The organism is Alcanivorax sp. 97CO-5 (assembly GCF_000524665.1).
GTDB classification, from domain to species: domain Bacteria; phylum Pseudomonadota; class Gammaproteobacteria; order Pseudomonadales; family Alcanivoracaceae; genus Alcanivorax; species Alcanivorax borkumensis.
This window is the reverse complement of record NZ_KI965882.1, coordinates 1-23,025: the sequence shown is the minus strand read 5'-3', so window position 1 is coordinate 23,025 and position 23,025 is coordinate 1. Positions and strand designations below refer to the sequence as shown.

Sequence of the window (23,025 nt, the reverse complement as noted above, 5' to 3'; positions counted from 1 at the left end):
TTGAACGTCTTGGATTGAAAGTTGAAACGCGGGGTTAGTCGAATGCGTTGTAAGGCAGCCCCAGCGATTTATGGCAAGGGCTATGTTGGCTGCGGAGGGGGCTCAACGGTATCTTCAACGTTGAGCCCGTCGGGTAACGGCTGTTGGTGGCCGGGAGGCCACTGGTGTTCAGGGTAATGGGTTGTCGCCCACGCGAGTAAGGCTGCGGGGCTTGTGCTTTGCAAATCAGCTGGTGGTTGCAGGCCCATGCAGCTCAAGGCGGCGGAGAGTAGCTGGTTGGCCCGATTAGGATCCAGAGCGTTACTGCCTGCAGATTTGGAAAGTTTTACATTGCGACCGCTGGAGACCACTGGCAAATGCGCATAGTCGGGTATAGGGCGTTTAAGACATTCCAATAGCCAGCGCTGGCGCAGGGTTGAGCCAAGTAGATCGGCACCACGTAATACATGAGTAATCGCCTCATCGGCATCGTCCAGTGCACAGGCGAGCTGGTAGCCAAACAGGCCATCGCGACGGCGGATTACAAAGGCACCACCATCACGGTGGAGGTTATTGCAGACGTGCCCTTGAATGTTATCTGAGTAACAAAGTTGGCGGTCTGGGACATGCAGGCGTACGGCAGTATCGGCATCAGCGGCCACAGCGGCGCTGATGCCGGGGTGGCAATGGTTCAGGCTGGCTAGCTCTTTGCGAGTCAGACGGCAATGAAAGGCATGGCCGCTGTCGACCAATTGTGTCACCGCCGCCTGGTAGGCATCGCTGCGTTGGCTCTGGTAACGAACGGTCTCGTCCCAGTGTAGGCCGAATGCTTCCAACTGCCTCAAAATTCGATCAGCTGCGCCGGGCACTTCCCGCGGTGGATCCAAATCATCAATGCGCACCAGCCATGTCCCGCCACAGGAGCGGGCCTCTAGCCAGCTGGCCAGTGCGGCTACCAGTGAACCGAAGTGCAGTGGGCCAGAGGGGGTTGGGGCGAAACGTCCTCGGTACGACATGGTAGCCTCAAGCTACGAGCTATAAGTAAAACATCAGCGACTGAAAACGAGGAAGCCGCATCCCAAGTTGGGGCGCGGCCCTAGTTGACTCATCTTGAAAGTCATAACGCGTGGTCGCTTGGAGCTTGAGGGTTTATCCCGCCACTTGCCGTTCTTTGATTTCGGCCAGTTCTTTGCAATCGATACACAACTCTGCGGTGGGGCGAGCTTCCAAGCGGCGAATACCGATTTCTACGCCACATGCTTCACAGAAGCCATAGTCGTCCTTGTCAACCAGATCGAGGGTCTTCTCGATTTTCTTAAGCAGTTTTCGTTCGCGGTCACGGGTGCGCAGTTCCAGGGCAAATTCTTCTTCCTGCGTGGCGCGATCGGCCGGGTCGGGCAGGTTGGCTTGCTCGTCCTGCAGGTGATGCATGGTGCGGTCCGCTTCCTCCATTAGTTCCTGGCGCCAGGCCAGCAAGATGTTGCGGAAGTGTTCGCGTTGCTTTTCATTCATATATTCCTCATCAGGGCCGGGTTGGTAAGGCGTGAAGCCGTGAACCTGGGCCTGTGATGCAGAGGAACTAGAGGTTTTCTTTTTCACTTTCGAATTTACCTGAGCAGAAGAGGGGGAGCGGCTCGGCGAAGTCTTTTTGCCGGCAGCTGCTGTTCGTGCAGAACCCGCGTGTGCGGTGGCTTTCGCAGCAGCAGATCGAGCGGCTGCGGTAGCCTTGCCTGATGCGGGTAATTTTGTTCTCGGTGTCGCGAGGGTTGTCTTGTTGGTGGAGGCCTTTTTTGCGGCGGCCTTGGAGGCCGGTTTGGCCTTGGCCTGGCGCTTGACTGCCGGGGCTTTTACGGGTGAGGTAGTCGTGGCTTTCTTAGAAGTTGCGACTGCCTTACTCGCCGTTTTTGTGGTGGAAGGTTTCTTCGCAGCGGCTTTTTTTGCAGCGGGCTTGGTTGCGGCTTTAGCGGTTGCCTTTTTTGCAGTCGCCTTCTTCGCAGCCACTTTTTTGGCTGGGGTCTTCTTATTTGCCGTTTTTACCGATGCAGGGGGGTTCTTGCTGCTGGAAGCAGAGTCGGGGGTTTGTTTTTTAGCCGCCTTTGAGGAAGCTTTTTTCTTGCCGGTGGCCATTTTAATTAACTCCCTTAGCATCTTCGCGACTCTCTATCGGTAACCCGCAATCCTTGGGTGCCAGCCTGATATCGTCAAGGCCGATCATAATGTAATCTTCGACCTTACCCCGTCAGGGTAAGGGTTGCCACCAATCTGCGGGCCACTGAACATTTTCAAGCCGTCGCTGGTGAAAATCTAGCCGATTATAGCTATGCGGGCGCAACAGGAAAGAGGAATCTTGTCACAGAGCCCTCTTTCCTGTGTTTTTGCCCTGTTGTGCCGTATCAGGGTGTTGCTATCGGGCACCGTTAGTCACGTATTTTCAGGGAGTATGACTATGACACCGAGCCTGTCTGAATTTGCTCGGCGCGTTCCGCCTTTTCATGTGATGGCCTTGCTGGAGCGGGCACAAGCACTGTCGGCTCAAGGACATGACGTGATTCACTTGGAAGTGGGGGAGCCGGATTTCACTACCCCTGAGCCGGTGTTGGCAGCCATTCAGGACGCGGTAACGCACGGGTGCACCGGCTATACCCCTGCCGCTGGCCTGCCGGCACTGCGTGAGGCGATTGCGGACGATTACCGGAAGCGCTTTGGGGCTCAAGTCAGCCCGGCGCAGGTGGTCGTGACGCCAGGGGCGTCGGGGGCTCTACAGTTGGCGCTGGCGGCATTGCTCAATCCGGGGGACGGCGTGCTGCTGACCGATCCTGGTTACCCCTGTAACCGACAGTTCGTGCGCCTGGTGGGTGGCGAACCGCAGCCGGTGGTACTGCAGGCCGGCAACCATTTCAATGTGGACTCCGAAGCGTTTATGGCGCAGTGGCAAGCCAATACTCGAGTGGCCATGGTGGCTAGCCCTGATAATCCCACCGGCAATATGGTGCCGGCGGAGGTTTTGCAGCAGCTGGCGCAGGGCGCGCAAGAAAAAGGCGGCATTTTGTTGGTGGACGAAATCTACCAGGGTCTGTGTTACACCCAGCCAGCGTCATCGGTGCTGGCTGGTTCGGCTCCTGTGTTGGTGATCAATAGTTTCAGCAAATATTTCTGCATGACGGGCTGGCGGTTAGGTTGGTTGGTGGCCCCGGAGCCGCTGGTGCCGGCCATTGAGCGGCTGGCTCAGAACCTGTTTCTTGCACCATCTACACCGGCCCAGTATGGGGCGTTGGCTGCACTGCAGGAACCGACCCTGACCATTTTGGAGCAACGACATCAATTATTGGCGCGCCGCCGCCAGTGTCTACTCAATGGTTTGGCACATTTGAAATTGCCGGTGGTGTCGCGGGCGGATGGTGCTTTCTATGTGTACGTGGATGTGAGTGATTACACCGACGACAGTTTTGCTTTCTGTGCGAACCTGCTGGAAAAGGCCAAGGTGGCTATGACCCCTGGGTTGGATTTTGGTCAAGGTCATGATCACCGGCATTTTGTGCGGTTGGCCTACACTTGCAGCGAGGCGCGGCTAACAGAGGCATTGCGTCGGCTGGAACAGTATCTGGAGTCCCTGTGAAGTTTGATCCCCCGCTGGAAACCGTAACGCTATTGCGGCGCTACAAACGGTTTATGGCAGATGTGGTTCGCGCCGATGGCAGCGAAATTACCGTGCACTGCCCGAACACCGGCTCCATGAAAAATTGTGTGTTGGGCGGGCCACAGCAGGCGCTGATTTCGGATAGTGGCAATCCGAAACGCAAATATCGCCACACCCTGGAAGCCTTGCAGGTGGCTCACGGCCACTGGGCCGGGGTCAATACCGCCCGCCCCAATGCGTTGGTGGAAGAAGCGGTGCGGGCCGGAGAGTTCCCCATGCTGGATCCAACCAGTGGCGTGGAGCGGGAGGTGAAATACGGGGACAGTCGCTTTGACCTGGCGCTGGGCGAGCGGGCCGACCCACATACCTTTATTGAAGTGAAAAACGTCACCCTGGGTCCGGGGCCAGATGACAAGGATGACGGCGTCATCGCTTTTCCGGATTCGGTCACCGAGCGGGGCCAGAAGCACTTGCAGACGCTGATGGATGTGGTCGCGTCGGGAAAACGCGCGGTGTTGTTCTTTTGCGTTCAGCACAGTGGCGCCACGGCGGCGCGACCGGCGGATGAGATCGATGCCCGCTATGGACAGTTGTTGCGCGAGGCGATAGAGAATGGCGTGGAGGTGCTGGCCTGGAAGAGCGAGGTGTCGGCGCAGTGCTTCAGGCTAAAAGAGCCGTTGCCCCTTGATTTGTAGGGCTTATTTAATGCCCATTGCGCCGGATGTGGGATGCCGCCTCTGTGGCTCGGTGCTGTGCCCTTGGGGAAATGGGGCCTGCAAGTAAAGGGCTGGCGTTGATTAGGGGAGGTCCTGTAGTTGCTGCTGCAACAGGGTCACTTGATTACCCCAGTAGTTCATCGATTCGAACCACGGGAAGGCGGGGGGAAAGGCCGGGTCGTCCCAGCGTTTGGCCAGCCATGCGTCGTAGTTGATAATGCGGCGAAGACGCAGCGGCTCGATTAGGCGTGTCTGATTCCAGGGGAACGGCAGGAAAGTGTCGTAGCCGCGAGCAAGGACCCGTAGTTGGTGCTGCTGCTCATCGTTATCGCCGGAGAGCAGCATCCAGATGTCTTGCATGGCAGGGGCTCGTAGGCTGTCGTCCAGATCCACAAAGTGGGGGCCGCCCTGATTGTCGGCGTTGGGCCGCCAGAGGATGTTGCCGGTGTGGCAGTCGCCATGCACGTTCAGTAGCGGGAACGCACTTTCGTTTAATTGTTGCGCCACCTTTTCCAGTATCTGGCCGGTTACGTCCCGATATTGGCCGCGGTAGTTCAGGTCCACTACGTCGTCGCAAAGGAAGGTGCTGGCGGTACGGATGTCGTCGACGATCTGCAGGGTGGGACGCATCGTGTAGGGGCGGTCACTGCCGCAGGCATGCCAGCGGGCCAAGGTGCGACCCAGTTGCTCCAAGTGATCGTCGTTGGCCAGTTCCGGTGCGTGGCCGCCAGCGCGGCGAAAGACCGCAAAAGAAAAATCATCGCAGTGGAACAGGCTGGTGCCACCCTTCTCTATGGGGGCTACCACTGGCAAATCCCGTTCCGCCAAGAACAAACTAAAGGCATGTTCTTCGAGAATTTGTTCATCGCTCCAGCGCTGTGGACGGTAAAACTTTACAATCACCGGAGGGCCCTCTTCCTGTCCCACCTGATACACCCGGTTTTCAAAACTGTTCAGTTGCAGCAGGCGGCCGTCGCTGAGGAAGCCGGCGGCATCTACGGCATCCAGCATGTAATCGGGGGTTAGGTTATCGAAGGGATGAGACATGGACGGCCTATGTGATCAACAAGTAAGGAAGACGCTGTTGCGGTATTGGCCTCTGGCGTCAGGTTTGAGCATTCGGCTTACTACGCCGGCTGCGGCACTTCTCCGAGCCAGATTTCCTCGCCCCGCACTTCCAGTGGCACCGGGATCAGTTTGTCGCCACTACAGGGGCCAGACAAGCAGTTGCCGGTTTCCACTTCGAACAGGGCGCCGTGGTTGGCGCACATGATGAACTGGCTGTCGCTGTCCATAAATTCATCGGGCATGAAGTTCAGCTCAATGCCCAGATGCGGGCACCAGTTGAGGTAGGCATGGACTTGCCCGTCGAACTTTGCCACTAAAACGGGTTGGCCATCTTTCTGATATTCCCGTGCGCTTTCGTGCTCAATGTCGTTGATGTTGCAAATGTGTTCCATGGTTCGGCGCTTTCCGTAATGCTGTTCGGTGGAAATGTTTACAGGCTATCTCTGTCGTAGAAAAAAGACGGAGATTGGCGAGCGCCAATTTCCGTCTTAGGGCTATTCGCCTAGCGTGGCTTTGCGAAGCTGCAGGTGAACCTCAGCCGGCAAGCGCGGGCCAAATTCGCTGACGAGACGCGCAGAGGCGGCTGAGGCCAATTTCCCTGCGGCGACAAAGTCATGGCCGTGGGTAATGGCATACAGGAAAGCGCCGGCAAACATGTCGCCGGCCCCGTTGGTATCGATGGCTTTTACCGGAACCGGATCAATCCGGTGTGTGTGTTCACCATCCCAAGCCAAGGCGCCCTCAGCGCCGAGGGTTATCACGGCGGAGCCGCAGCGTGATTTAAGCGCCGCCAAAGCTGTGTCTACATTATCGGTGCCAGTAAAGCTGGTGGCTTCGGCTTCGTTGCAAAACAACAAGTCTACGCGTTCGCCGAGCATTTCATTCAGGCCGTCTTTGAAAAACTGGACCATGGCTGGATCGGAGAAGGTCAGTGAAGTTTTAACCCCGTGCTTCTCGGCCAGCTGGCGGAGTTTGATGGCAGCAGCCCGGGAGCTGTCGCCGCTGACCAAATAGCCTTCTAGGTACACATAGTGGCTGGCAGCGATGGCCGCCTCGTCCAGTTCTGCGTTGGACACTTGGCTTGAAATGCCTAGGTGGGTGTTCATGGTGCGCTCGGCATCCGGGGTCAACATCACCAGGCATTTGCCGGAAACGCCGCTGTCTCGCGGCCCATTCATGTTGGTGTCCACACCGGCAGTGGTTAGGTCATCGACAAAGATGCTGCCGGTAGCATCGTCGGCCACTTTGCAGGCGTAGTAACTATTACCGCCGAAATAGCGGGTGGCGACCACGGTGTTGCAAGCGGAGCCGCCGCTGGTTTGCTTGCGGGGTTCGGCTTCATCGGTGAGAGCTTCAAGCAGTTCTGCCTGGCGGGCTTCATCCACTAACGTCATTAGGCCTTTGTCTACTTCCATACGCTGTAAGAAGGCGTCGCTGACCTCGATTTCCGTGTCTACTAGGGCATTACCGAGGGCGTAAACGTCATATTTCTTTGTCATGGAAGCTCCGAAGCGGATTGCAGGGGCGGCTATTATGGGCTGCCGGGCGCAGCATGCAAAATTTGTACGCTAGACGTGAGGCGTTTACCCCCCGGGAACATATTTGTTCCTCCACACTCATAAAGTACCCACAATTTTCTCTATACTCCGGCCCATGGCGAAAAAAACGAAAAAGTCCCCCGCAAAATCGCGGCGGCAACCCAGTCGAAAAAAGAAACCCTCCTCCTCGCGCCGGCGTTGGTTCAGTTGGCCATTTATTGCGAAAGTGAGCCTGGTGTGTCTGGTTCTGGGGGCGGCCGGTTTGGCGTACTTGGATGCATTGGTGCGCGAACGGTTCGATTCACATGCTTGGCAATTGCCCGCACGGGTTTATGCTCGCCCGGTGGAATTGTATGAAGGCCGGGTGTTGTCCAAAGATGACATGCTCAAGTTGCTGGATTTGATGCGTTATCGGCGTGATGCCCGAGCCAGCACGCCCGGTAGCTTTACCGTACAAGGCCATTCTCTGCTGATTCATACCCGTGGCTTTAACGACAGTGATGGCGGCGAGCAGCCAGAGCGTATCCGTTTGTCCTTGTCCGGTGGCCAAATTCGCAGTCTGGAAGCCGGAGGTGACCGCTTGGCCCGGCTGGAACCGCTGCAAATTGGCAGTATCCACCCCCAGCACGCGGAAGATCGGGTGTTGGTGCCGCTGGATAAAGCGCCGCCGTTGCTGGTGGATATGCTGATTGCCACTGAGGACCGCAGTTTTTACGACCACCACGGGATTTCTTTGCGCGGATTGAGTCGCGCAATGCTGGCTAACATCAAGGCCGGTAGCTTAGTGCAGGGTGGCAGCACTTTAACGCAACAACTGGTGAAAAATTTCTGGCTCAGCTCCGACCGGACCCTGTCACGCAAGTTGATGGAAATGCCAATGGCCTTGCTGTTGGAGCTGCATTATAGCAAAGAGCAGATTCTCGAGGCTTATCTGAACGAGGTGTATCTCGGGCAGGATGGTGCCCGCGCTATTCATGGCATGGGGCTGGGTGCTCAGTTTCTGTTCGGGCGGCCGCTAACAGAGCTGGAGCCTCATCAGCTGGCAACCTTGGTGGCGTTGCTCAAGGGCCCAAGCTGGTACGACCCGCGTCGTCGCCCGGAACGAGCCATGGAGCGCCGCAATACGGTATTAAAAGTGGCCCGCGACGAAGGCGCCTTGTCTAATGCGGATTACGACAAGTTCAGCGCCAGGCCTCTGGAAGTGGTACCGCGGGGGGCGTCTGCACTGTATGCCTTTCCGGCGTTTATTGATCTGGTTCGCCGCCAGCTGGCGAGGGACTACCCGCCGGAAGTGCTCAGCGACGAAGGGTTGCATATTCACTCCACCCTGGATGTGTTGGCTCAGCTGGCAGCAGAAGGCTCGCTGACGGAACATCTGGATCACCGCGACCCTAAGCAAGCGAAAAAGCTCAACGGTGCAGTGGTGATAGTGGCCCCTGCTCAGGGTGACGTGCTGGCGTTGGTGAGCAACCGGGATTCACGACAGGCCGGCTTTAACCGGGCGCTGGATGCGCAACGGCCGATGGGCTCACTGGTCAAGCCGGCGGTGGTGTTATCCGCCGTCCAGAAACCGAAAACCTACTCTTTGGCTACGCTAGTGGAAGACGGCCCCATTCAGGTGAAATTGCCTAATGGGAGCGTGTGGTCGCCGCAAAACTTTGACAAGAAGGCCAAGGGCGCCATGCCCATGGTGGATGTGTTGGCGCTGTCCCGTAACCAGGCCACAGCCAGGCTGGGCCTGGATGTGGGGTTAGATAAGGTGGCCGATACCATGAAGACCTTGGGGGTGACACGAAACATTCCTCTGTACCCGAGTATTTTGCTGGGCAGCCTGGAGCTAACGCCGTTCGAGGTGGCGATGATGTATCAACCGCTGGCCACAGGCGGCTTTAGCACTCGATTACGCTCGATTACCGATGTGTTGGATAAGGATGGGCAGCCGTTAGCGCGCTATCCCGTTAGCACTGATGAAGTGGTGGACGCCGGGCCGGCGTTTCTGACCCAGTGGGCCATGCAACAGGTAGTCGAACAAGGCACTGCCCGGGCAGCCAGAGCGTCGTTGCCAGCGGACCTGAGAGTGGCCGGTAAAACCGGAACCAGTGACGATTTCCGTGATGCCTGGTTTGCCGGTTTCTCGGCCAATCATTTGGCGGTGGTTTGGGTCGGTCGCGATGACAATAAGAACGCGGGCATCACCGGTTCCAGTGGGGCTCTGCCCGTGTGGGCCAAATTGATGGGCAAGCTGCCCCAGCGCAGCCTGTCGCAAACGCCCCCTGCCAGTGTGGAATGGGTATGGATGAACGAGGACGGCCGCCGTGTTAGCGCAGAAGGCTGTGGCAATGCACGCCGTTACCCTATGCTGGTGGCATCCATTCCCGAAGATAGCGATGGTTGTGGCACAGTGAAGCAAACTGGTAAGGGCATCAAAGGGTGGTTCAAGGGGCTGTTTGATTAAGGGCCATGATTACTGTGGTTTGGGCGGGTTGCTAGCGGCCAGCACGATGCCGTTTAGACAGCCCTCTCAATTCAACCCGCGTTTAATACAATAGGGGGCAGAATGTTGTTTTTTCACAGGCTTGTTCGATTGTGTCTGCTGAGTGTGGTGATGGCAGGGTGTGCGGTGAAGCCCGTTATGCACGAGCCGCAGCAACCAATGAGCGCTAGCCAAGAACTGGAGGGCTCCCCGGCACTGAGCCTGTTAGCCAGTGCGGAACAGGCGAGGCAGCAAGGAAACCGCTCTCGGGCAGAACGGTATCTGGAGCGAGCGCTGAATATCGCCCCTGACTCATCTTGGCTATACAAGGAGTTGGCGGACTTGCGGCTCACTGAGGGTGATGCTCGCGGGGCAGAAGGTTTTGCTCTTAAAGCACTGCGGTTAGCGCCGGAGCATCCGGAGTATCAAGCCGGGTTGTGGGAGTTGGTGGCGACCGCGCGGGATCGACAGGGCAATGCGGGCGGAGCGAAAGCGGCTCGGGAGCGTGCGGCGGTATTGCGCGAACCGAAACCGCTTGAGGCATGACGCCGGCGGTAAACGCCGCTAAACGCGCCAAGGTGGCGTTTGGGCTGCATAGTTACGAGCACGATCCAAAAGCGCCAAGTTACGGGTTGGAAGCGGCGCAAGCATTGAGCTTGCCGGTGGAGCGGGTATTCAAAACGCTGCTAGCGTTAGTGGATGATGCCCCGGTGGTGGCCATGGTGCCGGTGGCTCATCAGTTGGATCTGAAGTGTTTGGCCCGCGCCCATGGGGGAAAGAAAGCCCAGATGTGTCCGGCGGACAAAGCCCAACGGCTAACCGGCTATGTGCTGGGTGGCATTAGCCCCCTGGGGCAGAAAAAGCGTTTGCCGTTATATCTGGATAGCAGTGCTGCTGAGCAGGCGGAGATTTACATGAGCGCCGGTCGCCGTGGCTTAGAGATCGCCATGGCGCCGCGGGATTTGCTGGCGCTGACCGGCGGAAAAAGGGCGGCGCTGGTGCGCGACTAAGGATACCGCTATTAAAGGCGCCTGTAGGCGCGGCTCTGGAGGCGTGAACCTGCGCCTTGGCGAGGAAAGCCGTACCCGCTTCTCTGAGTAACGGGACAGGTTCCATTGCCTTCAGGCAACTTCCCGCTGCCGCGGATTTCATACCCTAAGCGTTGTTCCTACAGGTGATCCTGACTGCCCTGCGTTTAAATTTTCCCGAAGGCCTTGCGAGCGGCGGCGATGGTTGCGTCGATATCGTCATCACTGTGCGCAGCAGAGACAAAACCGGCTTCGAATGCGCTAGGGGCCAAGTAAATGCCTTGGTCCAGCATGGCGTGGAAGAAACGGTTGAAACGCTCGCTGTCGCAGGCCATGACTTCTGTAAAGCTGCTGATGCGATTTTGATCGGTGAAAAACAGCCCGAACATGGCACCGGCTTGTGCCGTGGTGAATGCCACTCCCACGGCATGGGCGGCCGCTGTCAGTCCTTCCAGCAATCGGCTAGTTTTTTCGGCCAAAGCTTGATGGAAACCGGGTTCGCTGATCAGGTTCAGGGTCGCGAGGCCCGCGGCCATGGCCACTGGATTGCCGGACAGGGTGCCCGCCTGATAGACCGGACCCAATGGCGCTAGATGCTCCATGATGGCTTGCTTGCCGCCGAAGGCGCCCACAGGCATGCCGCCGCCGACAATCTTGCCTAGGGTGGTCATATCCGGGGTGATGCCGTAATGGCCCTGGGCGCCGCCCAAGGCAACCCGAAAACCACTCATTACTTCGTCGAAAATCAGCACCGCGCCGTTGTCGTCACATTGCTGGCGAAGGGTCTGCAGGAAATTTTCAGTGGCTGGAACACAATTCATGTTACCGGCCACCGGCTCCACAATTACGGCGGCGATGTCATCGCCGTGTTCCTTGAAGGCTTGGGTGACGCTGGCGGCATCGTTGTAGTCCAGTACCAGGGTGTCGGCGGTCACCGCTTCCGGCACGCCGGGAGAGCCAGGAATAGCGATAGCGCCGGAGCCGGCTTTTACTAGCAGGCTGTCTACATGGCCGTGGTAGCACCCTTCAAACTTGATGATTTTGTTGCGCCCGGTATAACCGCGGGCCAGTCTAATGGCGCTCATGGTCGCTTCGGTGCCGGAATTGACCATGCGCACCATATCCATTGAGGGTACGAGCTCGCAGACCTTGTCGGCCATGGCCACTTCGGTGGCGGTGGGGGCGCCGAAACTCAAGCCCTGCTCAACGGCTGCTTGCACAGCGGCGACTACATGGGGGTGATTATGGCCGAGGATCATGGGGCCCCAGGAGCCCACGTAATCGATGTATTTGTTGTCGTCTTCATCGAACAGGTGCGCGCCACGGGCGGAATGGAAAAACACCGGTGTGCCGCCTACGCTTTTGAATGCCCGCACCGGGGAATTAACGCCGCCGGGGATATGTTTCTGGGCCTGGCGGAAAAGCTGTTCAGAGTGCTTGCGGGGCATGGTGTGTCCTCTTGAATCAATTCGCTATGGGGCAGACCGGCTGGTCTGAAAGCAGGCACTGAGTTGGCGTGCTGCGGCTTCGATGGCATCCGTGTCGGTTTGTCCGAAGAGGGCGTGGATGACCGCCACGGACACGGCGCCAGCGTTGATCAGTTGCGGCGCATTATCCGGATTCACCCCGCCAATGGCTACCACGGGTTGATGAAACTGCTGGCACGCTTGGCGCAGTAAGGCCAGCGAGGCCGGTGGCGCTAAGGGTTTGGTGTGTGAGGTAAAGAAGCGGCCCATGGCCAAGTAATCGGCGCCGGCTTCAGCGGCGCGGGCGGCCAATGCCAAATCGCCGTGGCAGGTGACGCCGATAATACGTGAGCCGCCCAGTTGATCGCGGGCGGCTTTGATGCCGCCATCACTCTGGCCGATGTGGACTCCGTCAGCGTTTACTCGGGCCGCTAGGGCAGGGTCGTCGTTGACGATAAACAGAGCGTGGTACTGGTGGCACAGCTGGCGCAGCTGGGCGGCTCGGTATTCTCGCTGGGTGGGGCTGGCGGTTTTATCCCGGTACTGCAGCAGTTTGGCGCCGCCACGCAGCGCCGCTTCGGCGGCGGGCAGCAGGTGCTCGTCCGGAGTCAGAGCCGGGTCGGTGATGGCGTAGAGGCCGTGGAGGCGATGGAGGGGCATGGCAGGCTCAGGGTTGACGGTTGGGTACGTATTGTCCCTGCCCGGGTTGAAAGGCATTGCGCAAGAATTTGTCCACGTGAGCCTGGCCATTGGCCACGGCACTGTGCAGCGACTGACCGTGGCCACGCAGACAGGCAATGGACGACGCCAGGGTGCAGCCAGAGCCGTGATAGCGGTGAGGCAATCGGTCCCAGTGCCATTGCTCTTCACCGGAGGGTGTGAACAGATGGTTGACTACCTGATCGGTATCGTCATGGGTGCCGGTGATTAGCGTAGCGCAGCCGCTACGCTGCACCAAGACTTGGCCGCAGCCACTAACGCTCTGTTGGCCGCTTAATGCCTGCGCTTCCGGTAAATTGGGGGTCATCACGTCGCACAGTGGTGCCAGGGTGTCGAGCATTACCTCGGCAAGGGATTCCTGCGCTAGGCTGCCGCCCGCTTCTGCGGCCAGTACCGGATCGAGAATCACCGGAACATTGGGCAGCCGTTTGAGTAGCTGGGTGATGAAGTCGACGATGGCGATGGAGCCGGTCATGCCGATTTTTATCGCTTGATAGTCCATGTCGTCGAGTACTGCGTCAGCTTGCTGTTGCAGTAAGTCTATTTCGGTGAGCCGGAAGCCTCGCACATTCTGGCTATTCTGAACGGTGAGCCCGGTGATCAGGGTAGACGCGAAGCCGCCTAGTGCCTGAATGGCTTCAATGTCGGCATGGATGCCTGCCCCCCCGGAGGGATCGTGGCCGGCGATAACAAGAATGTTGGGTTTCATTGGAAGGCCTGATGCTAGTGCTTAATGCTGGGCGGCGGCTTAGCGCAGGTACCGCAGGGCGCCCAGTACGAGGTACGTCTTAGAATGGTTTCACTATCACTAATAGCACAATGGCGATGAGCAGAAAAACCGGAATTTCGTTGAAGATGCGGTAGAACTTGTCGCTCTTGGTGTTGGCATCAGCGGCGAACTTCTTCATGTAGGACAAGCAAACGTGGTGATAGCCAATCAGCAGGAACACCAGGGCTAGCTTGGCATGCATCCAACCGCTGCCTTTATACGCATCAATGTTGGCCATGAACATCCATAGCCCAAGAACCACAGTGACAATCATGCTGGGGTTCATGATGCCCCGATAGAGTTTGCGTTCCATGATTTTAAAACGTTCGCGGCTCGGCTGGTCGTCCGCCATGGCGTGGTACACGAAAAGGCGCGGCAGGTAGAAAATACCGGCGAACCAGCAAATCACAGCAATCAAGTGGAAGGCCTTGATCCAGAGAAAGTAGTCGAGCGCAAACTGCATGGGATTTCCCTTATGGGTGGAGGCATTGGAGAGATGTTTCCAGTGGGCGTACACTATACAGACTTAACTCTATTCTTTCCGGTCCACTTGCTGCCGTCTTACGTAAAGGAGCGCTGTGAATAAGCGGCCACGTCATAGTCGTCTGATGCGTTACTACCTATTTCGCACTCGGCGTCTGAGTCGCCGCCAGCTGGGTTCTTGGCAGGACTGGAAATTGCGTGCGGTGTTCTGGTCCGGCGCTGTCATGGTCGGTTTGCTGGTGGTGGCGTTTGCTTGGGTGGCAGAGCTAGCGTCCCACACTTTCACCCAAATCCATGCCCGTTCTCCATATTTGCCGGTGTTAATAACCCCGGTGGGCATGGTGGTTATTGTCTGGTTAATGAGGCAGCTGGGCACCGAGTCGCAGGGTAGTGGTATTCCTCAAGTGTTGGTGGTGCTCAAGCAGCGTTACCATTGGTTGCGCCCCGCCTTTCTGTCGTTACGCGTGATCCTCAGCAAATTCGTGCTCACCTGCCTAGGGCTGCTGTGCGGCGCCAGTATTGGCCGCGAGGGGCCTAGTGTGCACATGGGCGCGGCGATGATGTATTCGGTGGGTCGGGTGGGCCAGCTTAATCAGAAATACGTGGATAATTCCTTAATCGTGGCGGGTGGCGCGGCAGGGGTATCGGCGGCGTTTAACGCGCCTCTGGCGGGGATTGTGTTCGCCATCGAGGAACTGTCTGGTTCTTTTGAGCAGCGCACCAGCGGCACGCTAATTATGGCGATTATTCTTTCCGGTGTGGTGGTGCTCATGATAATGGGCCACTACAGTTTTTTCGGGCATCCAGACGGGGCGTTGGATATCACTCGGGACTGGGCCGCTATTGGCGTGACGGCGCTGGTGTGTGGTCTTCTGGGCGGTTTCTTCAGCCGGTTGTTGATAAAGGGAAGCCAGTTTCTCTCTCCCTATGCCAAGGAGCACCCTTATCGTGTGGTGGTGCTGTGTGCGCTAGTGGTGGTCTTTCTCGGCTTGATCACCGGGGGGGCAACCTACGGTAGTGGCTATGAGCAGGCCTCTACCTTGCTTAGCGGGGAACAGCCGGGTAACTGGACTTTTGCATTGGCGAAAATGTCCGCCACGTTGGTGTCTTATTTTACCGGGATTCCGGGTGGTCTGTTTTCCCCTAGTCTGGCTGCTGGCGCCGGTGTTGGTAACGTGGTGGGCGGTTTCTTTCCTGGCTCGTCGCTGGTGGGGGTAACGCTGGTGGCGATGGCGGCGTTTCTGGCCGGGGTGATACAGCGGCCGATTACCTCCTTTGTGATCGTGATGGAGCTGACGGGCAACCGCCACGATATTCTGCTGCCGCTTATGGCGGGGGCGCTACTGTCGGCAGCGGTGGCTAAAATTGTCTGGCCTCGGCCGCTGTATGACTCTCTGGCTGATCGGCTTTCTGATGGTCAGGGTATGGCGCTGGAAAAGCCCCAGGACAAACCGGCGGAACGAGGCAACGAAAAAGCCGGGTCGATGGGCGCAGGGAAAGAGCCCGAGCGGCAACTGCCCGGGTGACCGTAACCTGGAAGGAGAGACGGTTATGGGGGCTTTCTTGCCGCTGATCGATGGCGCCCCTATCATGCAGGGCTTCCTTTTATTGATGCAGTTCAGGAGTGGGATATGTCTTCTCAGCCAGCACAAGCCAGTACACCACTGAAAGTGGGTGTGGTTGGCGGTACCGGGTATACCGGGGTTGAATTATTGCGCCTGTTGGTTAACCACCCTCATGCAGAATTGGATGTGATTACCTCTCGTGGCGAAGCTGGTGTGGCGGTGGCTGACCTGTTTCCCTCCCTGCGAGGACGAACTGATCTGGTCTTCAGTGAGCCGGACGCAAAGCGGCTGGCGGGCTGTGACGTGGTGTTCTTTGCTACACCCCATAATGTAGCTATGCGGATGATGCCCGAACTAATGGACGCCGGTGTGCGGGTGGTGGATCTGTCAGCAGATTTCCGGCTGCGGGATCATGAGCTGTGGAGTGAATGGTACGGGGAGCCCCATGCCTGCCCAGAGTTGCTGGCGGATGCGGTTTATGGCTTGCCGGAAGTGAACCGCGAAGCGATTCGTAACGCTCGGCTGGTAGCCTGCGCCGGTTGTTATCCCACCTCGATTCAGCTGGGCTATTTGCCGTTGTTAGAAAACGGCTGGATCAAACCCGATCAGCTGATCGCTAATGCGGCCAGTGGCGCCAGTGGTGGCGGCAAAAGTGCCAAGGTGCCGATGTTGCTGGCGGAGGCTGGAGAGAGCTACAAGGCTTATGGCGCCAGCGGCCACCGACATTTGCCAGAGATCGAGCAAGGGCTGGCGGATATCGCTGGTGGCCCGGTAAGCGCTACATTTGTTCCGCATCTTATTCCCATGATTCGTGGTATTCATTCCACCCTTTACGGTCAGCTCACCGCGTCGGCGCCCCCGTTGGAAGAAATTCAGGCAGCGTTTGAAGCCCGTTATGCCGATGAGCCCTTTGTAGACGTGATGCCGCTGGGTAGCCACCCGGAGACGCGCTTCGTTAAAGGCGCCAATATGTGCCGGCTGGCATTGCATCAGCCTCGGGGTGAGAGCGTGATTGTTGTTTTGTCCGTGATTGATAACTTGGTGAAAGGGGCGTCAGGCCAGGCGGTGCAGGCCATGAATATTATGTTTGGCTTGGATGAGGGGGCGGGACTGGCAGTGGTTCCGCTGGCGCCATAATCATGGCAAGGAAGCCAAAAAGCCGCGCGGGCGTTGATGATGTGGTGTTGATGCCGGTGAGCCCTTCTCAGCAGAAGAAGCGGCGTCGGTTTTTGGTGTTAGTGGCACTGTTTGCTGGGGTGCTGCTGTTTTTAATTGGCGGTTGGTTGGGCGCAGGAGGTGTCATGGACGCCTCCGACTCCAACCGCCGTCTGCGTGGGGAAGCCAAGATCCTGCAGGCTGAATTGGACACCGCGCGTAGCCAGCTGGCAGTTTTTCGCGCGGATTCAGAGCTGACTTTGGAGGCTCGTGAAGAGGTGCGTCAGGAGATAAAGGCATTGCAGGATCAAGTCGCGGAACTCGAAGAGGCGGTGCTATTTTATAAAAATGTTATGGCACCGGGCGGTAGCGAGGGGGGCTTGCAGATTGAAAAGATGACGCTGCAGCACAATAGCGACACTGGCGAATATTTGTACCGTGTCGTCCTGGTACAGTCTGGGGATAACCGGGGTTATCTGTCCGGTGATATTAGCTTGCAGTTGCGCGGTGAAAAGAATGGTAAAGCGTTTATTGTTGCTGGCAGCGATTGGCTTGAAGAGGGCAGCGAGACCCAATTCAGATTTCGCTACTTCCAAGAGCTGAACGGCCGATTTAAGGTGCCTGAAGGGGTGGCGGTGCAGGCGCTGGATGTGGATGCTGAGAGCGGCGGCATGAGCCGTTACGAGACACAAAAAACGATAAAGTGGCAGTAGGAGAATCGTGTGCTAAGCCGATACAAAAAAAGCTCGATGACTACAGGATCGTCGTCCCAGGATTACCGTAACCACACATTGATTGCGCCTAGCGCAACCGTCCGTGGTGATATTGAATTTTCCGGAGGTTTGCATATCCAAGGTACCGTGGAAGGCAGTGTCAGTGTGGGCGAGGAGGGTGGCCGCTTGGTAATCGGTGAAAGCGGTGTGGTTAAAGGTGAAATTCGGGTTGCTCAGGTGGTAATTAATGGGCGTGTAGAAGGCGATGTGCACGCCACGGAGAATCTTGAGCTGGCAGAAAAGGCCTCAGTGGAGGGCAATGTATACTATCGCATGGTTGAGATGGTCATGGGGGCGCAGGTGAATGGCAAGTTGGTGCGTCTGGATGACGAACGTCGAAATCTGCCTGCGCCGGATGCCAAAAAGGTTACCAAGCCAGAACCGGCTGAGACGCCAGCCGAAGAGAATGTGGTAGGGAAGGGGAGTGCGGATAATTCTTGACTGTTTTAGTCGGGTACTAGAACATGATCAGTCCGTTCAGGAGGGTTCGTACCTGAGTGGTTTTTCTTCTGCCCAAATGTCAGCCGATAGCGAGAGTATGATCGAGTCAGCACCGATTTCATTTACCGATGTCGCCGCCGCCAAAGTTAAAGAGCTGCGTGACGACGAAGGAAATCCGAACCTCAAGCTGCGTGTTTATATTACCGGTGGTGGGTGCGCAGGGTTCTCTTATGGTTTTACTTTCGATGAGACGATGAACGAGGACGATACTTCGGTAGAGAAAGAGGGCGTCATTTTGCTGGTGGACGCCATGAGTATCCAGTATCTGGATGGCTCCGTGGTCGACTACGAAAAAGGCCTGATGGGCTCACGTTTTGTGGTGAGCAACCCTAATGCGGCTACTACTTGTGGTTGCGGGTCTTCTTTCTCGGTCTAGTCGGCTGTTGAAAACCTTCTTGCCTGCTCAGCTTTTTAGGCCGGTTCGCAATCTAGGTGCAACTTTTAGATTGCGCATCTTTAGCCATCTAAAAAAGCGCAACGGATGTGCTCTAAGTACATTTTGACCACTTTTCAGTGGCCCGCGACCGACTTTTCTGTGTTCCCTTCAGATTTTGCGCTTTGCATGATACGCCTGCTGCTGTCATAAAAAATTCACCGTTCAATCAACAATTCGTCGCTTTTCGGGTAGATACTGAACCCATGATGACGACAAAACCGACATTTCAACGAATGACCGCCGCAGACACCCGGGCCATGTGCTGGTTGCTACAGCAGCCACAGGCAGCCCGTCGTGCCCGTTTGGCGCGGATGGTCTCTCGCTTCGGCGATGGCCCGTTTTATGTGGCTTTGACGCTATGTATATGGGGGATGGATCGCCAGGGTGGCAGTGAGTTTGCTCTCACTGCGATGGTGGCCTACGCCCTTGAGATGCCGTTGTTTGTATTGCTCAAGCATCTAATCAAGCGGCCTCGACCGGCGGATGCGCTGGAAAGCCTGTCGGCATTTATCCAGCCGGCGGATCGATTCAGCTTTCCGTCTGGTCACACTGCAGCAGCCTTTGTGATGGCGTCTTTACTTTGCGTGTTTTACCCGCCGGTGATAGCTCTTGCGTTGGGCTTGGCGCTGATGGTAGGGCTGTCGCGAGTGTTGCTTGGGGTTCATTATCCTTCGGATATTTTTGCTGGAGCCGCCCTTGGCTTTGGCTGTGCCATGATTGGTCTCTGGCTGGTTTAAGGCGCCAGCTTCAAGCTGAAAGACACCAAGCGCTGGCAGTGCCAACTGATAGTTGCCGAGCTGTGCTTTGGCACCTTGCCTTCTTGATCACGGTAAAGTGACCTGCCCCAATATGGTCTCCCTTGACGCGCCGGTAACCACTGGCGCATTGCCTGCTTTTTCTTCCATGCGAGCCCAGGCCAGCCAAGCAAAGGCGGCAGCTTCCACCCAGTCTGGGGCCAACCCCTGTTTGGCGGTACTGGTGACTGGGGTGCTGAGTAGCGCTTGGATGCGCTCTAGCAAGTGTTGGTTATGGGCGCCGCCGCCGCAGATCAACACTTGGTCCGGTTGGAAGTCACTGAGTGCATCGCTGATTGAGTGGGCGGTGAGTTCTGCTAGTGAGGCCTGGACTACGCTGGCAGTGAGTGAATGATTCGCAAGTTGTTCGTTTAGCCAGTCAAGGCTGAAACGTTCCCGCCCAGTGCTTTTTGGGGGGGGCAGCCGGAAATAGGGGTCGCTCAGCAAGGTGTTGAGTAGGGCTAAGTCGGGCTGGGCGCTGGCAGCCCAGTCGCCGTTGCGGTCATAGGCCCGCTGGTGATGTTGCTGAATCCAGCTATCCATCAATACGTTGCCCGGCCCGGTATCAAAGCCGCCGCTGAGCTGGCCATTCTCTAGTAGCGTCACATTGGCCATGCCGCCAATATTTACTACTGCGATGCGTTGATCGGGGCGAGCGAAAAGCTGTTGGTGGAAGGGCGGTACTAGCGGGGCGCCTTGTCCACCCAGAGCGATGTCTTTATTGCGGAAGTTGCTAACCACGGCGATGCCCGTTTTCACAGAGAGGGTGTCTGGGCAGCCCAGCTGCACGCTGAAGCCGGCAGCGTGTGGGCGGTGACGAACGGTCTGTCCGTGACAACCGATGGCGCGAACTTGCTCTGGTGCGATGGCCGCCTGGTCGAGCAGAGTCTGGCAGGTGTTCGCGTAGTGTTCAGCCAATTGAAGGCTGACGGCGCCGGCCCGGTCAATTTCGTTATTGCCCGGCTGGCAGAGGCCGAGAATCTCGCCGCGAAGGCTCTCAGGGATGGGTTGGCTCAGGGTGCTGACCAGTGTGAAATGGTTGTCACTAATGTCGGCGATGACAGCGTCGATACCGTCCAAACTGGTGCCAGTCATCAGCCCGATGAATAGGGCGGGTGGGGCCTTAGAAGACATCGCTGCTGGCCAGTGTTGAGGCTTCGGAGAACAGAGTCATTTGCGCCTTTAGCTGGTTGGCGGCGATCAGAAACTCCGCTCTCTCATTGTCGTTGATGCCGCGAGCCTTAGGAAGGGGTACGGTCAGTGGATTGCGGTGAACGCCGTTGATGCGGAATTCATAGTGCAGGTGCGGGCCCGTGGCTAGGCCGGACATGCCCACGTAGCCAATGGTTTGGCCCTGCTTCACTCGGCGGCCTACGCGCATGTCTTTGGCAAAATTCCGCATGTGAGCGTAGAGGGTGGTGTAGCTCTGACCATGCTTGATGATTAATACATTGCCGTAGCCACCTTTTATGCCGGCGAAGATGACCTTGCCGTCCCCGGCCGCCTTGATCGGGGTGCCGGAGGGGGCGGCGTAGTCGATCCCTTTGTGAGCGCGAATGCGGTTAAGAATGGGGTGTTTACGGCCTAGGCTGAAGCGTGAACTGATGCGAGAGAAGGCTACCGGGGTGCGGATGAATTCCTTACGCAGGGAGCCCCCCTTGATATCTAGGTATTCCACATCCCCGGATAGGGTTTCATAGCGAAAGGCTGTCAGGTGGCGGTCCCGATTCCAGAACTCGGCCATCAATATGTCGCCGACCCCCACTTTTTCGCCGTCCAAGTAGAGTTCTTCGTAAAGGATGCGGAAGCGATCACCCTTGCGAATATCCAGAACAAAATCCACATCCCAGGCGAATAGATTGGCTAGTTGTAACGTCAGCTTGTCACTGATTCCAGCGGCTGCACCGGCGAGGAATAATGAGTCGGTAATTTGAGCCTGGGCAAAACGGGTTTGTTTCTGATATTCGCGCTGGCTGATACGAGTCTGCCAGCGGCCATTTTTGAGGCGAGCGGTGAGGGTTTCCACCCGGGAGGGGTGATACTGTACTGCGGTCAGCGTTTGTTCGTCACTAATGGCAACCTGCAGGGTGTCGCCAGGGCGCAAAGAGGCTAATCGCTCCAGCCGTGTATCACTGCCGATCAGCTTGTAAACTTGTTGAGCTCCAATACCTAGAGGCTGGAGTAGGGAAGATAGGCTGTCGCCAGCTTTTACCGTCACCGTTTGCCATTCTGTGACAATAGTGGCGGGCTTGTTGGTGGGTTGTGGTGTCGGTGTTACGCGTTCCGGCAGACTTATGTTTTGGATGCGTTCCGGGGCGGGTTCGGTACTGTCGGGGCGAAAAGCGATCAGGATGACGCCGCCCAGCAATACCATGCTCAGCAGTAAATGGGTGCGTGGGAACTGGCGCACCAGCCTGCCGGCAGCAGAGATAAGTTGTTTCATTGAGAGTCTGTGAAGCCTGAGTTGAGTAAATAGAGACTGGCGCGCTCCGTGGAGCGCAGCGGAAAACTGGCTTGCAAAGATACCCGCCTTCTCTGGCCGCGTTCAAGTGCTACAATGATGCGCTTTCGTTAATGGGTCTGGAAATTAGAGGTAGGTATGGCCACGGTGGATCAGCAACTGGCACTTATTACCCGCGGGGCGGATGAGATCATCCAGCAAGAGGAGTTGCGGAAAAAACTGGCATTAGGCCGACCGTTACGAGTGAAAGCGGGCTTTGACCCCACCGCCCCGGACTTGCATCTGGGACATACAGTATTGATCAACAAGCTGCGCCAGTTCCAGGAGTTGGGGCACGAGGTGATTTTTCTGATTGGTGATTTTACCGGAATGATTGGCGATCCTACAGGTAAAAGCGCCACTCGTCCGCCTCTCAGTCGCGAGGATGTGCTGCGTAACGCTGACACCTACAAAGAGCAGGTGTTCAAGATTCTTGATGAAAGTAAGACTCGGGTTGAATTCAATTCCAGCTGGATGAATACGATCGGAGCGGCCGGCATGATTAAGCTGGCGGGCCAATATACTGTAGCGCGAATGCTGGAGCGTGATGATTTTGACAAGCGCTATAAAGGTAATCAGCCCATTGCTATCCATGAATTTCTCTATCCGTTGGTCCAAGGATATGACTCTGTGGCGCTGGAGGCGGATGTGGAGCTGGGCGGTACGGATCAGAAGTTCAACTTGCTAATGGGTCGGACCCTGCAAAAGACTTACGGCCAGTCGCCGCAAATCTGTCTGACCATGCCGATTTTGGAAGGGTTGGACGGCGTTCAGAAGATGTCAAAGTCCTTGGGTAACTATGTAGGGGTTAATGATGCTCCGGGTGAAATGTACCGTAAGTTGCTCTCACTTCCAGACAGTTTGACTTGGCGCTACTATGAGTTGCTCAGTGCCTGCTCAAATGAGCGCATTGAGGCGTTGAAAGCTGAGGCCGTCGCTTTGGGGTCACCTCAGGAGGCGAAGAAAGCCTTTGCGCTAGAAATGGTAGAACGTTTCCATGGTGTGGAGGCCGCTCAGGCGGCGCCCAAATCTGCTGGCAATCAGATTGCGCTGGGTCATATTCCGGACAATGTGCCTGAGGTAGAGGTGGATATCGGTGAGCAGGAGAGTATTCATATTCTCCCGTTACTTCGAGAGGCAGGGCTTGTTCAGAACGGAAAAGCCGCTAAAGATGTGTTTGGGCGGGGTGCGGTGTATCTGGATGGCGCTCAACTGAATGAAGAGGCATCTTTTTCCCGCGGTGATAGTCATGTGATTCAGGCAGGAAAGAAGAAGATTGCCCGTGTGACGATCAAATAGTAATCTGTGTAGGCCCTTTTTTGACCGGCCTGAGCGGAATTTGAGCGGTTGGCGGGTTTTTTAAAAAAAGTGAGAAAAAGGATTTGACTCCCGGAGTGAAATCTCTAGAATGCGCACTCCTCGAC

At 56.9% G+C, this 23,025-nt stretch carries 23 protein-coding genes; 12 read left to right on the top strand and 11 right to left on the bottom strand.

From position 1 onward, the window contains the following. Positions 1-80: 80 nt before the first annotated feature. Together gluQRS and dksA are read right to left on the bottom strand one after the other, a co-directional pair. A complete protein-coding gene (gene gluQRS, locus Y017_RS05035; protein ID WP_011587639.1) occupies positions 81-995 on the bottom strand; it encodes a tRNA glutamyl-Q(34) synthetase GluQRS in 915 nt (304 codons plus the stop codon). A gap of 133 nt (positions 996-1,128) precedes the next feature. Then, the gene (dksA, locus tag Y017_RS15305) at positions 1,129-1,491 is read right to left on the bottom strand and encodes an RNA polymerase-binding protein DksA (RefSeq protein ID WP_197540936.1); all 363 of its coding nucleotides are present in this window, start codon (positions 1,489-1,491) and stop codon (positions 1,129-1,131) included. A gap of 928 nt (positions 1,492-2,419) precedes the next feature. Here dksA and Y017_RS05025 point away from each other — a divergent pair. Beyond that, entirely contained in the window at positions 2,420-3,595 is a 1,176-nt protein-coding gene (locus Y017_RS05025) for an aminotransferase class I/II-fold pyridoxal phosphate-dependent enzyme (protein WP_050731496.1), read from the top strand. Next, entirely contained in the window at positions 3,592-4,311 is a 720-nt protein-coding gene (sfsA, locus tag Y017_RS05020) for a DNA/RNA nuclease SfsA (RefSeq protein WP_035459384.1), read from the top strand. The genes Y017_RS05025 and sfsA overlap by 4 nt, the downstream gene beginning before the upstream one ends. Before the next feature lie 102 nt (positions 4,312-4,413). Here the strand turns inward: sfsA and Y017_RS05015 are convergent, their stop codons facing one another. The 3 genes from Y017_RS05015 to Y017_RS05005 form a co-directional block, all read right to left on the bottom strand. Continuing rightward, on the bottom strand, positions 4,414-5,379 hold the full coding sequence (locus Y017_RS05015; protein ID WP_011587643.1) for a serine/threonine protein kinase: 966 nt from the start codon (positions 5,377-5,379) through the stop codon (positions 4,414-4,416). Positions 5,380-5,459: 80 nt separating this feature from the next. Beyond that, complete coding sequence (locus tag Y017_RS05010; RefSeq protein WP_011587644.1) at positions 5,460-5,792, bottom strand: Rieske (2Fe-2S) protein; 333 nt, start codon at positions 5,790-5,792, stop codon at positions 5,460-5,462. 102 nt (positions 5,793-5,894) lie between these two features. Then, positions 5,895-6,899, bottom strand: a complete 1,005-nt coding sequence (locus Y017_RS05005) for an adenosine kinase (protein WP_035459383.1) — start codon at positions 6,897-6,899, stop codon at positions 5,895-5,897. A gap of 154 nt (positions 6,900-7,053) precedes the next feature. Between Y017_RS05005 and mrcB the strand changes: the two genes are divergently transcribed. The 3 genes from mrcB to ybaK all read left to right on the top strand — a co-directional run bounded on the left by mrcB (position 7,054) and on the right by ybaK (position 10,421). Next, positions 7,054-9,393, top strand: coding sequence for a penicillin-binding protein 1B (mrcB, locus tag Y017_RS05000; protein WP_035459382.1), 2,340 nt, complete (start codon positions 7,054-7,056; stop codon positions 9,391-9,393). A 102-nt stretch (positions 9,394-9,495) separates the two neighbouring features. After that, positions 9,496-9,957: a tetratricopeptide repeat protein gene (locus Y017_RS04995; RefSeq protein ID WP_035459381.1), complete on the top strand. Its 462-nt coding sequence runs from the start codon at positions 9,496-9,498 to the stop codon at positions 9,955-9,957. Further along, entirely contained in the window at positions 9,954-10,421 is a 468-nt protein-coding gene (gene ybaK, locus Y017_RS04990) for a Cys-tRNA(Pro) deacylase (protein ID WP_035459380.1), read from the top strand. The genes Y017_RS04995 and ybaK overlap by 4 nt, the downstream gene beginning before the upstream one ends. Before the next feature lie 185 nt (positions 10,422-10,606). Here the strand turns inward: ybaK and hemL are convergent, their stop codons facing one another. The 4 genes from hemL to hemJ form a co-directional block, all read right to left on the bottom strand. Further along, a complete protein-coding gene (gene hemL, locus Y017_RS04985; protein ID WP_035459379.1) occupies positions 10,607-11,887 on the bottom strand; it encodes a glutamate-1-semialdehyde 2,1-aminomutase in 1,281 nt (426 codons plus the stop codon). A gap of 24 nt (positions 11,888-11,911) precedes the next feature. Next, positions 11,912-12,565: a thiamine phosphate synthase gene (gene thiE, locus Y017_RS04980; RefSeq protein WP_035459373.1), complete on the bottom strand. Its 654-nt coding sequence runs from the start codon at positions 12,563-12,565 to the stop codon at positions 11,912-11,914. A gap of 7 nt (positions 12,566-12,572) precedes the next feature. After that, positions 12,573-13,334, bottom strand: coding sequence for a hydroxymethylpyrimidine/phosphomethylpyrimidine kinase (locus tag Y017_RS04975; RefSeq protein WP_035459371.1), 762 nt, complete (start codon positions 13,332-13,334; stop codon positions 12,573-12,575). 79 nt (positions 13,335-13,413) lie between these two features. After that, complete coding sequence (gene hemJ, locus Y017_RS04970) at positions 13,414-13,857, bottom strand: protoporphyrinogen oxidase HemJ (protein ID WP_035459369.1); 444 nt, start codon at positions 13,855-13,857, stop codon at positions 13,414-13,416. A 115-nt stretch (positions 13,858-13,972) separates the two neighbouring features. Between hemJ and Y017_RS04965 the strand changes: the two genes are divergently transcribed. The 6 genes from Y017_RS04965 (at position 13,973) to Y017_RS04940 (ending at position 19,044) form a co-directional block, all read left to right on the top strand. Then, complete coding sequence (locus Y017_RS04965; protein ID WP_011587653.1) at positions 13,973-15,403, top strand: chloride channel protein; 1,431 nt, start codon at positions 13,973-13,975, stop codon at positions 15,401-15,403. Positions 15,404-15,508: 105 nt separating this feature from the next. Next, positions 15,509-16,579, top strand: a complete 1,071-nt coding sequence (gene argC / locus Y017_RS04960; RefSeq protein WP_035459366.1) for an N-acetyl-gamma-glutamyl-phosphate reductase — start codon at positions 15,509-15,511, stop codon at positions 16,577-16,579. A gap of 2 nt (positions 16,580-16,581) precedes the next feature. Then, a complete protein-coding gene (locus tag Y017_RS04955) occupies positions 16,582-17,310 on the top strand; it encodes a DUF6776 family protein (RefSeq protein WP_035459364.1) in 729 nt (242 codons plus the stop codon). A gap of 36 nt (positions 17,311-17,346) precedes the next feature. Then, positions 17,347-17,811 carry a polymer-forming cytoskeletal protein gene (locus Y017_RS04950; RefSeq protein WP_035459362.1) on the top strand — a complete coding sequence of 155 codons (465 nt, stop codon included), beginning with the start codon at positions 17,347-17,349 and terminating at the stop codon, positions 17,809-17,811. A 76-nt stretch (positions 17,812-17,887) separates the two neighbouring features. Then, positions 17,888-18,247, top strand: coding sequence for an iron-sulfur cluster insertion protein ErpA (gene erpA, locus Y017_RS04945; protein WP_035459360.1), 360 nt, complete (start codon positions 17,888-17,890; stop codon positions 18,245-18,247). 263 nt (positions 18,248-18,510) lie between these two features. Then, positions 18,511-19,044 (top strand): phosphatase PAP2 family protein, encoded by a 534-nt coding sequence (locus Y017_RS04940; RefSeq protein WP_011587658.1) that lies wholly within the window; start codon positions 18,511-18,513, stop codon positions 19,042-19,044. 87 nt (positions 19,045-19,131) lie between these two features. Here Y017_RS04940 and Y017_RS04935 read toward each other — a convergent pair whose 3' ends face one another. Both Y017_RS04935 and Y017_RS04930 read right to left on the bottom strand, forming a co-directional pair. Next, the gene (locus Y017_RS04935) at positions 19,132-20,235 is read right to left on the bottom strand and encodes an anhydro-N-acetylmuramic acid kinase (protein WP_035459355.1); all 1,104 of its coding nucleotides are present in this window, start codon (positions 20,233-20,235) and stop codon (positions 19,132-19,134) included. Further along, the gene (locus Y017_RS04930; RefSeq protein WP_035459353.1) at positions 20,225-21,544 is read right to left on the bottom strand and encodes an OapA family protein; all 1,320 of its coding nucleotides are present in this window, start codon (positions 21,542-21,544) and stop codon (positions 20,225-20,227) included. The genes Y017_RS04935 and Y017_RS04930 overlap by 11 nt, the downstream gene beginning before the upstream one ends. Positions 21,545-21,700: 156 nt before the next feature. Between Y017_RS04930 and tyrS the strand changes: the two genes are divergently transcribed. Then, on the top strand, positions 21,701-22,900 hold the full coding sequence (tyrS, locus tag Y017_RS04925; protein WP_011587661.1) for a tyrosine--tRNA ligase: 1,200 nt from the start codon (positions 21,701-21,703) through the stop codon (positions 22,898-22,900). Positions 22,901-23,025 lie beyond the last annotated feature (125 nt).